The sequence below is a fragment of the Flavobacterium sp. 1 genome (assembly GCF_002797935.1).
Taxonomy (GTDB): Bacteria; Bacteroidota; Bacteroidia; order Flavobacteriales; family Flavobacteriaceae; genus Flavobacterium.
Map to the genome: position 1 here is coordinate 2,899,528 of NZ_PGER01000001.1, position 17,139 is coordinate 2,916,666.

Below are 17,139 nucleotides of genomic sequence, written 5' to 3' on the forward strand. Positions count from 1 at the left end.
TATTAAAGTGAAACGTTAAAACCTAAATTAAACATTCGTGTAGCCAATCCTCCAGTTTCCGGGTCTCCATAATATTTCCATTCACCAGAAGCCGCCCATGTTGCAGCGTTCTGAACCGAAGCAAAAATTTTGAAATTTCTAACATGCAAACGGTCTAAAAGATCTTTAGGAAATGTATAAGCCAATGAAATATTGTCTAACCGAATAAAACTGCGATCGTATAATTTCGCTGTTCCAGCTCCTGCAGGCCCTCTGGCATCAAGGCGAGCCCAGTCATTGGTTGGATTATCAATTGTCCAATATGGATTTACAAATGGATTGTAATTATTTGTATACAAACTGCCATCGTTGTACGTATTCATATAGCGTCCATCAAGCGATTTGTGCCCCATGTAAGAATACATATTAATTGCCAAATCCCAATTTTTATAAATTTTGAATTCATTACGCAGCGACCAATTAATTGGAGGTGCTGTTTCTCCTAAAAACTGTTTATCTTTCTCATTATAAGTTGGTTTTCCATTAACATCGTCAGCAGTATAACTGTTTTCAACTTTTGGATCACCAGGACGCTGTCCGTATTTTGCTGCTTCCTGCCATTCTTCTTTTTGCCAAATCCCAGTTACTTTATAATCCCAGATTTGAGAAACAGGCTTACCTATAAACCATCCATTAGTCTTATCATCTGACTCTTTCTTTCCGATAACATTCCCATTGGTATCCTTAACATCTTCCATATTTCCATAAAGTGCATTTATAGTATTTTTATTATATGAAAATCCAACGTTGGTAGTCCATTCAAAGTTTGGATTTTTTATATTTAAAGTAGTAAGGCTTACTTCAATCCCTCTGTTCTCAACCTCTCCAAGATTGGTTGCAATTGATCCGAATCCAGAGAAACCAGGCAGACGCTGACTCATAATCATGTCGTTGGTAACCATCCTATAAACATCTATTGTACTTGTGATGCGGTCATTTAAGAAACCAAGGTCAAGACCAATATTTGTTGCAGTTGTTTTTTCCCATTGCAGATTTGGATTCGCCATACGGTCAATTGCTAAATACTTAGTATCAACAATATTTCCTGAACCATCTATATATCCCATCGTTGCTCCAGTTCCAGAACCTAAGTTTGCCAATGCTATATATGGATCAGCAAGCGATCTGTTTCCATTTTTACCCCAAGACAAACGTAATTTACCGGTACTCATAGGCTCCCATTTAAACCAGTTTTCTTTATTAAAGTTCCATCCAAATGCAACGGAAGGAAAAGTTGCATAAGGATACGAAGCTCCAAATGCTGAATATCCATCTCGGCGTACAGTTCCTGTTATCATATAACGATTATCAAACGAATAGAAAAGTCTCGCCATTAATGCATCGGCTGTTTGATGCGTATCGGTTGTAGAAAAAGAGCTGTTTAAAAGAGTGGCATTAGCCGTATTGTGAAACCCTAGAGCATCTGACGGCTGAATATTACGTGCATAAGTAATATCCGACCATGTTTTTAGATCTTCAGCTTCCTGAACAAAAGTGGCTACGATATGGTGTTTCCCAGCAAATGTATGATCCCATGCTAATGTATTATTCAAGTTCCAAGTAAATTTTTTACCGCTACCTCTATCTACTCCTATATTAACAGGATTCCAGTTTTTATTACCTGATGACTGAAAATAACGATTGTAAAAGAGCTCATAGCGCGGAGCAACATTAAATGAATACGTTATACCTGCAGGTAAAGTTACCTTTGTATTAAAAATGGTATTCAGCACAGTATACCCTTTTTCAAGCTCCATATACTGTCTATCGTAGTAGTAATTATATCCTCCAATAGTTGGTCCCATTGGCTGTCTTGCATAATCACCGTTTGTTTCTTTAAAGTTAGAAAACGGACTGTTTCTTAACATATTTGCATCCCAGTAATTAGTACCGGTACCAACAGATATATCTCCATCTGAACGGTCTTGAAAATTAACGTTTGCTCCAAATTCAAGCCAATCCGTAATTTTAGCATCCACTTTCATATTTGCACGAACTGCAGAATAATCATTACCCTGAATAGCTCCTTCTGCCGTTAAATAACCCAAAGACATATAATAATTTACTTTATCGCCTGCTCCGGAGACACTTAAATTATTGTCATGATTTATTCCTGTTCTAAAAGTGCTGTCATACCAGTCGTGTGTTGCTCCTGAAGTAAAATTCTTCAAAAGCACAGCGTCAGTAATACCCAAACGAAGTCCCCATACTTCACTCAGACTCTTCCCTTGTGTTTGCCCTACTGGCTGATAGGCTAGCCATTGGGCTTGAGATATTCCATACTGATCTAGTTGGTTAGGGTTTGAGTAATACCCCGCTTTGCCAGCAGCTGTGCCTGTTATCCATGCCTCATAATTTCCAGTTGCCGTATTTGAACCATACGTTTTAGCAGTTTCCCAATCTTCACGATATTTTACATACCCCTCTGGAGAATATACATCGCGATAGGCACTTTTGCTGGTAATCGTCGTGTTTGTAGTAATATTAATAATAGGCTTGCCATTTTTCCCTTTTTTGGTCGAAATAACAATAACCCCTGCCGCCGCTTTAGATCCATATACAGCTGTTGCTGATGCGTCTTTCAAAATATCTACCTGACCAATATCATCAGGATTAATTTCTGAAAGCTCACCGTAGAACTGCATTCCGTCTAAAATAATAAGCGGTGAATTATGGCCTCCATCAGAATAAACAGAAGTCTGCCCGCGAATCTGCAAAGATCCTCCTCCCTTTGCATCAGCCGAATACCCAACTTTTAGTCCAGGAACCCCTCTTAATATATCTTGAACAGTTTGTGGATTTTGATTTGCTAAAGCTTCTGCTTTGACCGTAACAATTGAGCCCGTTAAATCCTTTTTCTTCATTTTACCATATCCCACCACTACCACTTCATTTAGTGAAGATGTCTCACTTTGCAATTTCACATTAATTGTAGTGTTGCCTTTTAAAGCCACCTCCTTAGTAGTAAAACCCATAAAAGAAAATACCAATACTGAATTTTCATCAGCTTTTAAAGTAAATTTCCCGTCAAAATCTGTTGTAACAGCAATTTTAGTCCCTTTTACCGAAACTGTCGCACCTGCTAACGGCATACCAGTTTCATCGCTGACTTGCCCGTTTATGCTTTTTTCATTCTGTACATTTTGCAGCTCTACTGCACTTTTGTTGCTAATAGCGTATGCATGAACTTGAGATAGAGAAACTAATACACAAAACATGATAAGTTTCTTTTTCAAATTAAACCCAGATACGCAATCAGGACCTTTTTTAATCCTAATAAAATTTGTCATTTTTGGTTGTGATTTTTGGTTAATTAATATTTGTTAGTTTTGCAGATTACAGCAACATCAGATATAATTAAAATCACCTCAAAGCTATTTTTAAATCATCTTTAAGATTAATACACCCAACATTAACATATAATTCACATTGTAAATGTAGCGTAACACTAATGCTTCAGAGGGGGTGATTACAAGATTAAAAAAGGGGTAAATCAGTATTATTCTATATAAAAGAGGATATTTTTTACATCAATAATAAAAAAACAATACTAAAAATACACACTACATAAAAAAAGGAATCAAAAAACAGATAAAATGAACCGCTGAATATTATTTTTTTACATAAAAAAACGGCTGTGTTTTAATGCTAAACACAGCCGCTCTTAAAGTTATGAACTCTAATTATATTATTCTACAAAACGGCTCATTTCTGATGCTGCCAATAGAAATGCTCCAACACCAAAATCGGCTGTAGAGTTCTTATCGACTACTTGCCCGGGAATAGCTTTTTCGCCTATAGGCTGAACATATCCTACAGTGCCATCGGCCTGAAGAGCAAAAGTGGTTAGATAATTCCATGATTTTTCTACTACGGGCAAATAGGTCTCTCTGTCTAAGATGCCATTATTGATTCCCCATAAAAAACCATAAGTGAAAAAAGCCGTACCGCTTGTTTCTGGTCCGGGAGCATGTTCGGGATCCAGAATACTTCTTGTCCAATAACCCTCTTTTTGCTGGGCATCTGCCAAAGCTTTTGCCATATCTTTAAAACGGCTGATGTATTCTTTTTATGTTTAGCGTTTTTTGGTAAATCCTGAATAATTTTGGCATAGCCAGCAAAAATCCACCCGTCTCCTCTAGCCCAAAAATCTTTTTTCCCATTGGCACTTTTGTGTTTGGGATATACATATTTTGCATCACGAAAATATAGTTTAGCCTCCTCGTCATACATAATACTATTGGCATGCGCTAAATAAGAATGCAGTTTTTCTAAATACATTTCGTTCCCAGTAAGCTTATACAGCTTAGTCATTACAGGCATTACCATATATAATCCGTCTACCCACCACCAATAATCATTAGCCTCAGTGCTCATTTCATATTCCATAACTTCACGAGCACGGGCAATTTTTCGGGAATCATTTTTTCCTGTAAAACTGTACAGATCAATATAGGTTTGAAAACAAATCTGCCAGTCTCCAAAAAGCACATGCTTATCGTTTTCCCCATAATTGTATTTCCATTCCGATTTATCATTTGATTTGGCTCCCATCCATTGATTTTTTTCTGCCCAAGCCAAAGAATAATCCAAATATTTTTTATTTTGAGTTACTTTGTAAGCTTCCATATTTCCAGTATGATAAGCGGCAGCATTCCAAAAAGCATTACCCATTTCAGGATGTGTATCCTGCCAGCGGTTATTTACTTTATCAATGATTGCTATAACTTCTTTTTTTGATTGCTTTATTGCGGTTCCCTGCTTTACTGCGCCGCTTTTACAACTAATAACGACTAAAGAAAAAGCAGCCATTAGAATATAAAATGAGTTTTTTAAATTCATAATTATTTTTAGATTAAATTTTAAATAATTACGCATGACTCTATTTAAGCCCGTATTGTAATCGTTTTTATTTTTTTTAGGTTAAAGCTAAATCAGGCAGATTTCCAAAAACTCTCATTCAATATATATTTATTATCCTTAACGTTTTGATACTTCTTCTTAAACTCAGAGGGATTTAAATTATAAAACTGCTGAAAATGTTTCCTGAAATATTTAATATCGCCAAAACCGGCAATTGAAGCAGCTTGGCTTATCTGCAAGTCGGTAGTAATTAATAATGTTGCCACTTTTCGTAAACGCACATCGCGGGTAAATTCAGAAACCGATTTACCTGTAATTTTTTTAATTTTTTTATAAACCAATGAATAACTCATCCCTAAGTGTTCGGCCAGATCATTTACATTAAAATTATCGGAATCTAAATTGGCATCAATTATATCAACTATTTTGTCAATCAGTTTTTTATCCTCGTCGGATAACTTTAGACCTGCCGCTTTTTTTGTAACAGAATTAAGCAGGTAATTCTGTTCACTGTCTCTTCTTGCTAATATTCCGCTGATTCGGGCTAATAAATATTCATTATCAAATGGTTTTGTAATGTAATCATCAGCACCTACTTCGGCGCCTTTAAGTTTTACCTCTTCTGAAGTTCCTCCTGTGAGCAATATTACCGGAATATGCTTTAACTCTTCATCAGTTTTTATGTGTTTGCAAAAAGCCACTCCATTCATTTCTCCCATAACCACGTCAGAAATGATTAAATCGGGCTGCACTTTTTTTATTATGGCTAAAGCTGCTTCTGCACTTTCAGCCACAGTAACATGATATTTTGAAGTTAGTATCTGTCTTAAATAATTTCGTATTTGAGCATTATCATCAACAACCAAAATACTTTTTGCATCCTTTACTAAATCGTCAATATTTTCAGGTTCTTCATCTGTTTGTGATACATTTTCCTGTATCTCCGTTGCTTCCAAAGCTTCTTCTAAAAACAAGGTTCTCCCACTTAAATCTTCCCGAATTTCTATATCGCCAAAATGTTCTTTTCCCAGAAGTAATTTAATTTTAAAAATTGCTCCTCCATTTTCATGATCGCGACAGCTCACTTCGCCATAATGCTGATCAACAAACTGTTTTACCAGATAAAGACCAATACCAAATCCTTTTCGGTTGTTTTTGATGTTTCGGTTTGACTGATAGAATAAATTAAATATTTTCTCTTTATCAGCATCCGAAACTCCTTCTCCATTATCAACCACATTTATAATAACTTCATTATCCACGCAACGAAGGTTAACAGTAACTGTTCCATTTTCTTTTTCCGTAAACTTTAAAGCATTCGAAATCAGATTAAACAAAGCCATTTCTATTTTTTCCCGATCAACATAAACAAATAATTTTTCTTCGGAAATACTAAAACTGTAATCTATTTTTTTTGTTTTGGCATAATGCACAAAACAGCTAAACACCTCTTTGCATAGTTCTACAATATCAATCTGTCCAACTTTAAGTTTTCCAGTTTCTGTTTCTGTTTTTCTAAAAAGAAGCAGCTGATCTACTAAACTCAGTAATCTTCTCGAATTACTATATACCATTTCTATGACTCCCGGATCTATTTGCTGATCAGCACTATAGATTATATCTTTTAAAGGATTGATAATCATCGTTAAAGGCGATCTGAACTCATGAGAAATATTAGTAAAAAAGGTTATTTTTTTCTCATTCAATTCCTTCTCCTGTTTAGCCAAATCCTGAGAAAGTCTTACCTCATACCTAAGCTGTGCCTGCTGACGCTGGTATTTGTTAACTACATAAACAATAAATGCAATAACCAGAAAATATAAAAAATAGGCTAAACTGCTTCTGTACCATGGCGGTAATATAGTTATTGGCAATGAAATAGATTTTGTATTCCAAACTCCCTCAGTATTTGTAGATTTAATTTTCAATACATAATCTCCTTCTGTTATTCTGGAATAATTTGCATTTCTAATATTATCAACATAATGCCATTGCGAATCCCATCCCTCTAAAAAATAAGCATAGGATATTTTTTCAGGCAAACTGTATTCTAAAGCAGCAAATTCGATATTCAGCATCGATTCCTCATAAGGCAATTCTAGTTTCTCAATTCCAAAAGCGGCTAAACCCGATTGGTCAAAAACTTTGTTATTTACTTTTATGGAAGTGATGATCAGCTTTGGAAAGTCATGAATTTGGCTGTTTATTTTTGTATCAATAATATTAAAGCCTTTAATTCCTCCAAAAACTATTTCTCCAGTAGAGAGTTTCAGCGCTGCATTGTAATTAAACTGATTGCTTTGAAGTCCGTCAGCATCATTATAAATTGTGATTTTTCCGCTGTCGGCATTATATACAAATATTCCGTTATAGGTACTGCACCAGTAAGCTCCCTGATTATCTTTAACAATATTTAAAACTGAGTTATTTGAAATGCCATTGCTTTGGGTCAGTAATTTTTTTTCAAAAGTTTGGGGGTTAAAAATCATTAAACCTCCTCCTTCTGTACCCACGAGCATTTTTGTACTCGAATGAGAAACAATAGACCTCACAGGATATTTTGCATCAATCTCTTTCCGTTTCATTGTTGTCGGATTGAATTGAATCAGTTTTGTAAAATTTCCTATCCAAAGATTTCCATTCTTGTCTTCTGCCATCGAAATGATTCCTCTGATTTTTGCATCCACAAAATCGAATTTATCACTTGTTTCATCATAGCGGTACAGCCCTTCTTCATCTGGAGAAGCCACCCATAAAACATTGTTTTTTGCACGAAATAATACCCAGATATTCTTTTGTGTAACGTTATATTTGGGGTTAAAAAGATTGTATTTTTTAAAACTATGGGATTGAGAGTTAAAAAAGCAAATCCCTCCTCCATAGGTTCCAAACCAAGTTCCTTTACTGTCTTTTATAATTGCTGATACAAAATTATTAGACAGCGAATTTGGATTTTTTACATCATAAGAATAATTGGTAAATGTATTATTCTTTCTGTTCCATAAACTTGCACCCCCTCCGTCTGTTCCTATCCAAAGATCCTCACTGTCCTGCTCAGATAACGAAAGAATAAAATCGCTTGGCAAAGTATTTTTTATTTTTTCATTTTTAGAAATAGTTGTGAAAGGGCTTTTCCTTTCTTCAATTTTATTGACACCACCTCTTAACGTTCCAATCCAAACTCGATTTTCATTATCTAAACATAATGATGAAATTGCATTACTATTGAGTTTTTCTTCATTCAAGCTTTCACTTAATAAGGAAAAAGTATCCGAAGCATAATTATATTTAACTACTCCATTACCATTTGTAGCAATCCAAAGTTCCTTCTTATCGGGTTTACACATCAAATCAGAAATAGGATATTGAATTTCCTGATTAGTATAAATATGATGCGTTTTATTTTGGTCATTGTATTTCAACAAACCTCCATCAATTCCTACCCAAACATTTGAAAATTTATCATATAAAACACTGCCTCCGTCCACAAAGTCAGAAAACACTACAGAAAGTTTTTTTGCTGATGCATCCATAGTCACAAGGCCAACTCCAGCAACAGAACACCATAATTTACCGGATTTATCAAAATCCATTCCCTGAACATGGTAATCCCACTGTAATTTTCCTTTTATATAAAGCGGAACCTGTATGATTTTATCTTGTTTTCCTGCATAATAAAGCAACCCCTTGCCTGCTGTGCCGATGTACATATCTGTTTTGTAATCTCTAATTTCGTTGACAACAAAATCTATCAGCTCACTTTTAGAAGTTTTAGCATCTATATAATGCTTCGTGGTAAACCGATTACTCAAATAATTATAAACACTTATTCCTCCTTTTGTGCCAATCCAAATTTCATTTTGAGTGCCACAAATACTTACGACCCTGTTATTAATTAACGAATTGGCATCATTAGGCTCGTTTCTGAAACTTAAAAAACTATATCCGTCGTACCTGCTTATTCCGTCATAAGTGCCAAACCACATCAAACCCCGTTTGTCTTTGTAAACAGAAGTAACGGCATTATTAGCTAGCCCGTTCTTAATACCAATGTATCCAATGTTGTATTTTTTTTGTCCATATTTGGGAATAAATGAACCTGCAGCCTGAGGTTTGGCCGAAAAACAAACAAAAAGTATTAAAAATAAAAAGATTCTATTTTTCAAAATATATTATGTTTGCGGTTGAGTATAAAGTTTTTTTATAATCTATTCTTTTAAATTTTGTAAAAGTCTAAAACTGCTAAGATAATACTAAATCAGCTATTAATCGAGGCTCAAATTGCTCTTAAAAAATTAATCTCTGAAATTAGAAAAAACCTATGAAGAAGATCATAGGTTTTTAAAAACACACAAAAACCAGCAACTAATTAACTAAAGAAATTATATAAGAATAAGAATACTTCTTGTCCAATAACCGGTAAGGATCATGAGGAGGTCTTCCCCAGCTGTCATCTCCGCCAAGGCCTCTTTGTTTGTAATCTATATGCAGATAAACCGCTTCTTTCGAATTTAAATTTAAATCTGAAGGATGACGCTGTGCTTTATTTTTTCCCGGATCCAAATCTTCTGTCGAAATGTTCAATGCACTAAAACCAATCGGCTGCTGTCCTTCAATTTTTAAACCTTGCCCATTTGCATTTTTTAAAGTCAGCCAGCGTACATCTGTTTTATAACCCGATTCCTGAGGGCGGATATAATTTCTAGCGTACTGATTCATTACTTTATCTGAATATTCTCCAATAAATGAAGCCGAATTTCTATCCGAATAATTTTCCCAAGGTCCTCTTCCGTAATAATTTAAATTTTCAAACGCACCGTTTAATTTTGCGCGCATTCCGAAACGAGGCAGTTCAGGTAAATCTTTTCCAATTAAATCAATAGCTGCAGTAACTTTTATGGAACCATTATTCTGAATCAAATAGTCTACGGTGAAAGGAACATCAGCTTCTGCTAACTTATAAGCCACTTTTATAAGTAACCCTTCAGTAGTATTTTTATCTAAATTAACACTTACAACAGTTGCATTTTTTGATGCTTCTTTCCAAATTGCTAATTTTTTTGGCATCTCGTTTCCAAAATCATTATCCGTTGGCGCACGCCAAAAATAGGGTGTTGGAAAATTGGCAAAAAAAGTAGTTCCATTTTTCAAATTATATTTCAATATTTCTCCTTTTTGCAGATCAAATTCTCCTGCAATGCTTTCTGTTTCAAAAGAAATTACATTATTTTTAACGGAATACTTTAATTTGGAAGCACTTTTTACCACAGTATTATTTGCAAAATAATTTCCTTTTCCTATTGCAAATTGTGCTCTGGCAAATTCAAATCCCTTCGCAACCAAAGGAGCATCATATTTTGAAACTGCAAAAACATTTAAATAATATTCTGAATTTTCATCAAGCTGTCCCAAATCTAAAACAGTTTTTTTACTTTCTTCCGGATTCAAGTCTAAACTAAATTCACCAGACTTGGCTTTTAATCCGTTTTTAATCAATTCCCATTTAAAAATATAATTCGAAAGATTGGTAAAATCAAAATGATTGGTCACCAGTAAATCAGATTCATTATTCAGCTGAAATTGAATGTTTTGGTATACTTTTTTCACTTCCTCTAAAGCTGGTTTTGGAGTTCTGTTCGAAAATATAAGTCCGTCAGCACAGCCATTTTCGTCATTTTGCAAATCAGCACCGCCTAAATCACCTCCGTAAGCCCAAAAAACTTCCCCTTTGTCATTTTTAGTTTTAATTCCCTGATCTACCCAGTCCCAGATAAACCCGCCCTGCATACGTTTACTGCTGTTGATAATATCCCAGTATTCCTGAAAATTCCCACTGCTGTTTCCCATAGCATGTGCATACTCGCACATTATGTAGGGACGAATTTTATCAGAATTAGCGTAATCCTTCATGCTTTTGATTCCGGGATACATAGGCGCAACGATATCGGTATTTCTATTCTCTCCTGCCTGCTCAAACTGAACTGGACGAGTAATATCTTCTTTTTTCAACCAATCGTAGGCATTATAAAAAACAGGACCGTTTCCGCACTCATTTCCCAAAGACCAGATGATAATTGACGGATGATTTTTATCAATAGCAAACATTCTATGGATACGATCCAGATGAGCCGGCGCCCATTCTGGTAAATAAGCCGGATGTTTTGTTTTATCAAACCTGTTTTGCCACTCTGCGCCCATTGCGTGGCTTTCAATATTAGCTTCATCCACTACATAAAAACCATACTCATCACATAAATCATAAATATGAGTATCATGGGGATAATGACTCATTCTAATAGCGTTAATATTATGTTCTTTCATTAACTGAAGATCTTTCAGTGTTAGTTTTTCATTTGGAACATGCCCATTTTCATCATCATGCTCATGAATATTAACTCCTTTAACCATCACAGCCTTGCCATTTACTAACAATCGGGCATCTTTGATTTCTACTTTTCTAAAACCTGTTTTTTTAGAAATAATTTCCAGTGTTTTTCCTTTATTATCCAGTAATGTAATGGTATAACGGTATAAATTTGGCGTTTCGTTATTCCATTGTTTTACATTTTCAATTGTTTTGGCAAAGCTGATTTTTTGCTCTTTAGGACTTACTTTTTTACTTTCAGAATAAACTGTTTTTCCTTCATTGTCAAACAATTCAACTTTGACAGCCGGATTTTTAATTTTATTGTTTTCGAAATATTTTAAAGTAACATCCAGATTAAAAATCCCATTTCTATATTGACCGTCTAATTCGCTCTTTACAAAATAATCCCAAACTGCAATTTTAGGCATTGCCTGCAGATAAACATCTCGCTCGATACCGCTTAATCTCCAAAAATCCTGATCTTCCAAGTAACTTCCGTCATGCCATCGAAATACCTGCACAGCAATTAGGTTATTTCCTTTTTGCAATAAAGAAGTAATATTAAATTCGGCTGGCGTTTTAGATGCCTTTGTCATCCCCCCTTCTTTTCCGTTCAGGAATACTCTGGCATAACCTGAAATAGAAGCAAAATGAAGTATAATTTCTTTGTCTTTCCATGAATCTGCTACTGCAAAAGTGCGTCTGTAAGTTCCAACAGGGTTATAATCGCCATTTATGAAAGGAGGATTTTTAGGAAATGGATACGTAATATTAGTATAAATTGGAATGTCATAACCCTGCAATTCCCAGTTAGAAGGCACTTGAATGTTTTTCCAGCTGGTGTCATCCAAATTCACAGCAAAAAATTCTACTGGTCTTTGAGATGGATTTTTAACAATATTGAATTTCCAGCTTCCGTTCAAACTCTGATATAATTCTGATTTTTGAGGATTATTATCTTTCAGCTCAGCTTCATTACCAAATAAAAGAAAAGAGCTTCTGCCCGCTTCTTTTCCTCTGTCTAAAATTTGAGGATTTTCCCATTCATTACTTTGGGCAAAACTATTTTGCAGACTTAAAAACAAAGCAAGCGCTAATACAATTTTTTTCATTTAAATATTTTTAAAAAATCAGGTTTTAAACTTTAATATTCCAGATTTTATTTCAAATTACCTTTATCAATAATTATTAGAAATGGATTTCCAAATAAAACAAATGAAATAAAAACGGTCTTACAAATTTAGATAACATCACATAAGACATGAGGGGCTTTACAATAAAATAGAAGGGGCATATCAATATCAAACATAAAAAAGCACTGCAGAACGTTGATATTTATGCCGTTTTAAAATTCTTAAAATTCAAAAATGAGCAAGAAAAAAATGTTTATATATCTAATTTCTTTTACTCCCATGAAGATTTTTGCATCATTGGCAATTCAGCTGGACAAGAAAATTATTTAAGCACGAATTAGTTAGCAGTTATATCAAATCTGTTGTGCAAGATAAAATTATCCAACGATGCCGACCAGTAATTTTAAATTAATTCAAATAAAGTCTTAACAAAATTTGGATTAGTTAATTTCGCAAAAAAAATTAAAGTATAGACTAAACAACTCTGATGTAATGATAGTCCACATATTTGGTTTTCGAAATAAAAATTCCAAGGTTACAGCACTTATTTATTAGCCACAAATTATACTATTTCGAACTAACTAATTTGTGCAAATTTGTGTAATTTGGTCTAAATTATTTTAGAAGCAAGAGTAAAATACTAAAGCGCTTAGTTTTGAACTTTAACTGAGATCAATAAAAAATAAAACTTATGGATTCCAATTTTGAATACCGTTTTTCCATAAGTCTAAAAAATAAAACAAATGAACACTGTTGCCCCAAAAGAAAATTTTTTAATCATGAAATATATAAAACACTTTTTCAATTTTACATTTATTATTCTTCCTTTGACAATTTTGGCACAAGGCAAAGTGACTTTTTCTATCCAAAACAGCTCTACTTTAGAACGAAAAGCAACAGTAGTATCTATACCATGGGAACAAGTAATCTCCAGCTTTCCGCAAATTGATACCGTAAATTTTGTGGTAATTAATTCTGTTACCAAAAAACAGATCCCTTTTCAGTTAGAACACCATGGACTGGCTGCAATTCAAAATTTACTGATACAGCTCGATGTTAAAGCAAAATCAGCTGTTTCGGTTTTTATACAAAAAGGAAAACCGGAAGTTTTTACTCCGAAAACCTACGCCCGTTATGTACCCGAACGCAAAGACGATTTTGCATGGGAAAATGACCAAATCGCTTTTCGTGCCTACGGGAAAGCATTAGAAAATACAAACGAAAATGCCTATGGTTTGGACGTTTGGGTTAAAAGAACCGACAGACTCATCCTCAACGAAAGATATAAGCGAAATGAATACCATATCGACCATGGCGACGGGATGGATTATTATCACGTGGGTTTTACACTGGGAGCTGGAAATATGGCACCTTATGTAAATGATACCATTCGCTATTCGGCAAATTACCATCAGTGGAAAATATTAGATAACGGGCCTTTGCGCTCTGCATTTCAATTAACCTACGACACTTGGGACGCAGGCGGTATAAAAGTAAAAGCTGTAAAAACCATTTCTCTGGATGCCGGTTCTCAGCTTAATAAAATAGAAAATGTCTATACTTTTGACAGCGATAAACCCTTGCCTGTAGTAGTTGGAATTATAAAAAGACCCGAAAACGGTGTTATTTCATTAAACGAACAACAAGGCATTATGAGTTATTGGGAACCTGTTCATGGCGCAGACGGCACAACAGGTGTTGGATCAATATTAACTACTCCAGTAAGCAATATGTTTGTGAACGGCACACAGCTTTTAGCAAAGACAACCGTTCAAAATAACATTCCAATCGTTTATTATACAGGAGCCGCCTGGGATAAAGCCGGAAAAATTACCGATGCTAAACAATGGGAGAACTATTTAAATAACTTTTATCAGCAAATAAAAGAACCTTTAATCATAAAGGCTGATTAGGCTTCTTCATAAAGATTTGACAGCTTCTGAATTTATTGCAGCTCCGTATAATACCTGTTTTGGAAATAAATCCTGATAAAAAAGCCGTAAATCTATCTATAGTCTTTTCAACTAAAACATAAAACAGTTTATCCGTTTCATTCAAAACACATAGAATTACCTATCATATCTTCATAATAGAATAAATTTTACTGCTAGAGATTAAGAACAATAAATAATACAAAACAACTATACTATTTAAAAAACAGTAAAAATCAAAACCTAAAAACTATTCTCATATCAATATAATTATTTCTATTTTTGTAACATAAACAAACAATTTAGTTATGCTCATCATAGGAATCGCAGGAGGAACAGGGTCTGGAAAGACAACAGTAGTACATCAAATCATGAATGAACTGCCCGAAGCCGAAGTTGGAATTATTGCTCAGGACTCTTACTACAAACAAACGCACGATCTGAGTTACGAAGACCGTTCCCACATCAATTTTGATCATCCGAGAGCTATTGATTTTGAACTGCTGGTTGCGCATCTCAAAGAATTAAAGGCAGGAAACACCATCAACCAGCCAGTATATTCGTTTGTACAGCACAACAGAACCGATGATATCGTTGTTACGCATCCGCGAAAAGTAATGATTGTGGAAGGCATATTAATTCTGACCAATCCCGAATTAAGAAACCTTTTTGACATAAAAATATTTGTTCACACAGACTCTGACGAACGCTTAATCCGTCGTATGAAAAGAGACATTGCAGAACGTGGAAGGGATATGAATGAAGTTCTGAACCGCTATCAAAGCACCCTAAAACCTATGCATGAACAATTCATAGAACCTACAAAAGCATTTGCCGATATTATTATTCCAAATGATAAATTTAACACTGTAGCAATCGATGTGGTTCGTGCTGTAATTAATCAGCGTATTTTATAATTTTATTGTAATTTTATTGCAGATTAAAACGCAATAGATTTTTACTTTCTGGTAAAAATTAAAGTAATCCGAAACAAAATCTCAATTTTCTATTAAAATTAGGCAAAAAACCCAATGAAGAACCCTTTTAAAAACAGCTATTGGTTTAAAATTTTGAGTAACAAGTACGTTTGGGTCTCATTATCATTTTTAGTCTGGATGGTTTTTCTGGATAATTACTCCTATTTTGAACATCGTTTTTTAGACAAGCAAATTGACGAACTGGAGGATAATGCTACTTATTATCAAGAAGAAATCAGGAAAGATGAAGAAAACATCAAACAGCTAAAAAATCCTTTGCAAATAGAAAAATATGCTCGTGAAAAATACTATATGAAAAAAGATAGTGAAGATATTTATATCATCCAGTTTGACGGTGATACAGTGAATAAAAAATAATCCTGACGCATATTAAATCTAATTACAATTAAAAATGGCCAAGAATTTATTCGATGATTTCAGCCCGGTTTCTGCAAAACTTTGGAAACAAAAAATTCAATTTGAACTCAAAGGAGCCGATTATAATGAAACCTTAATCTGGAATTCTCCTGAAGACATCAAAGTGAAGCCATTTTATGACAAAGAAGATTCTACTAAAAAATATGCCGTTTCTTCAAAAGCTTCACAATTTAGAATTTGCCAGAATATATTTGTTTTTGATCTTGATAAATCCATTGAAAAAGCCCTAGATGCCATTAATCGTGGAGCCGAAAGCCTCCGTTTTACCATTCCAGAAGAAAACATAAACGTTACAAAATTATTAGAAAAACTTCCTTTAGAAGAAATCGCCGTTTATTTTCATTTTCAATTCATTTCAATCGATTTCGTTAAAAAAATTGATGCGATTGCAAAAGAAAAAAGCGCAACTATCTATTGTCTTTTAGATCCAATAGGACGATTGGCCAAAGACGGAAATTGGTATTCTACACAAGAAAAAAACAATTTTGAAACACTGAATATACTTACCAAAGAAGCTCCTTCGCTTTCACTCATCAGTATTAACAGCGGTTTGTATCAAAATGCAGGAGCAAATATGGTCCAGCAAATCGCATACAGCCTTGCTCACGCTAATGAATATTTCAATCGAATAAATGCAATTAGCAAGCCTATTGTTTTTCAAATTTCAGTGGGAACCAATTATTTCTTTGAAATTGCAAAACTCCGAGCTTTTCGAATACTTTTTAAAAAAATAGCTCATGAATATGATCACAATTTAGATTGCCAAATACTTGTTACCCCATCCAAACGCAACAAAACCATATACGATTATAATGTCAATATGCTTCGCACAACTACCGAATGCATGAGTGCAATTCTTGGCGGTGCCGATGCTATTGCAAATTTGCCTTATGATGCATTATACCACAAAGACAATGAATTTGGCGACCGAATTGCCAGAAATCAATTATTGATTCTAAAAAATGAAAGTTATTTTGACAAAGTGGATAATCCGGCAGATGGCAGTTATTATATTGAAAGCTTAACCAGTCAATTGGCAGAAAAAGCGCTGTTATTATTTAAAGATATTGAAGCCAAAGGCGGATTCCTAAAACAGCTGAATGATGGCATTATCAAAAGAAAAATCCAAGAAAGTGCTGATGCTGAACAAGTACTTTTCGATTCTGGAAAAGAAACGCTTTTAGGAACCAACAAATACCCTAACAAAAATGACAAAATGAAACAGGATTTAGAATTGTTTCCTTTTGTAAAAATAAAACCCCGAAAAACATTGATTACGCCAATTATTGAAAAACGCCTGGCAGAAAAATTGGAACAGGAGCGTCTAGCAAATGAATAATAAAATTCATGCATTCAATATTCTGTTTTCAATAAACAATAAAAATCAATTT

7 protein-coding genes and 1 pseudogene are annotated in these 17,139 nt (G+C 34.3%); 4 read left to right on the forward strand and 4 right to left on the reverse strand.

All coding sequences use genetic code 11. The features are described from left to right. Window positions 1–2 precede the first annotated feature (2 nt). From CLU83_RS11585 to CLU83_RS11600, 4 genes and pseudogenes are all read right to left on the reverse strand, one after another. Window positions 3–3,257: a SusC/RagA family TonB-linked outer membrane protein gene (locus CLU83_RS11585; protein WP_232727073.1), complete on the reverse strand. Its 3,255-nt coding sequence runs from the start codon at window positions 3,255–3,257 to the stop codon at window positions 3–5. Between the two features lie 470 nt (window positions 3,258–3,727). Then, window positions 3,728–4,917, reverse strand: a pseudogene (locus CLU83_RS22855) (glycoside hydrolase family 88 protein). 56 nt (window positions 4,918–4,973) lie between these two features. Then, on the reverse strand, window positions 4,974–9,068 hold the full coding sequence (locus CLU83_RS11595) for a two-component regulator propeller domain-containing protein (RefSeq protein WP_100431763.1): 4,095 nt from the start codon (window positions 9,066–9,068) through the stop codon (window positions 4,974–4,976). A 199-nt stretch (window positions 9,069–9,267) separates the two neighbouring features. After that, a complete protein-coding gene (locus tag CLU83_RS11600; protein ID WP_100431764.1) occupies window positions 9,268–12,381 on the reverse strand; it encodes a glycoside hydrolase family 2 TIM barrel-domain containing protein in 3,114 nt (1,037 codons plus the stop codon). A 764-nt stretch (window positions 12,382–13,145) separates the two neighbouring features. On the opposite strand from CLU83_RS11600, the gene CLU83_RS11605 reads away from it, so the two are divergent. From CLU83_RS11605 to CLU83_RS11620, 4 genes are all read left to right on the forward strand, one after another. Continuing rightward, entirely contained in the window at window positions 13,146–14,315 is a 1,170-nt protein-coding gene (locus tag CLU83_RS11605) for a DUF4861 family protein (RefSeq protein WP_232727077.1), read from the forward strand. A gap of 326 nt (window positions 14,316–14,641) precedes the next feature. Then, complete coding sequence (udk, locus tag CLU83_RS11610) at window positions 14,642–15,250, forward strand: uridine kinase (RefSeq protein WP_100431765.1); 609 nt, start codon at window positions 14,642–14,644, stop codon at window positions 15,248–15,250. A gap of 114 nt (window positions 15,251–15,364) precedes the next feature. Beyond that, window positions 15,365–15,688, forward strand: coding sequence for a septum formation initiator family protein (locus tag CLU83_RS11615; RefSeq protein WP_100431766.1), 324 nt, complete (start codon window positions 15,365–15,367; stop codon window positions 15,686–15,688). 34 nt (window positions 15,689–15,722) lie between these two features. Then, window positions 15,723–17,087 carry a methylmalonyl-CoA mutase subunit beta gene (locus CLU83_RS11620; RefSeq protein WP_100431767.1) on the forward strand — a complete coding sequence of 455 codons (1,365 nt, stop codon included), beginning with the start codon at window positions 15,723–15,725 and terminating at the stop codon, window positions 17,085–17,087. Window positions 17,088–17,139 lie beyond the last annotated feature (52 nt).

Excerpts from the sequence above, each read along its gene's own strand:
- CLU83_RS11615 (WP_100431766.1), top strand. The coding sequence starts at position 15,365 with ATGAAGAACCCTTTTAAAAACAGCTATTGGTTTAAAATTTTGAGTAAC.
- CLU83_RS11585 (WP_232727073.1), bottom strand. The coding sequence starts at position 3,257 with ATGTTTTGTGTATTAGTTTCTCTATCTCAAGTTCATGCATACGCTATT.
- udk (WP_100431765.1), top strand. The coding sequence starts at position 14,642 with ATGCTCATCATAGGAATCGCAGGAGGAACAGGGTCTGGAAAGACAACA.
- CLU83_RS11600 (WP_100431764.1), bottom strand. The coding sequence starts at position 12,381 with ATGAAAAAAATTGTATTAGCGCTTGCTTTGTTTTTAAGTCTGCAAAAT.
- CLU83_RS11620 (WP_100431767.1), top strand. The coding sequence starts at position 15,723 with ATGGCCAAGAATTTATTCGATGATTTCAGCCCGGTTTCTGCAAAACTT.
- CLU83_RS11605 (WP_232727077.1), top strand. The coding sequence starts at position 13,146 with ATGAACACTGTTGCCCCAAAAGAAAATTTTTTAATCATGAAATATATA.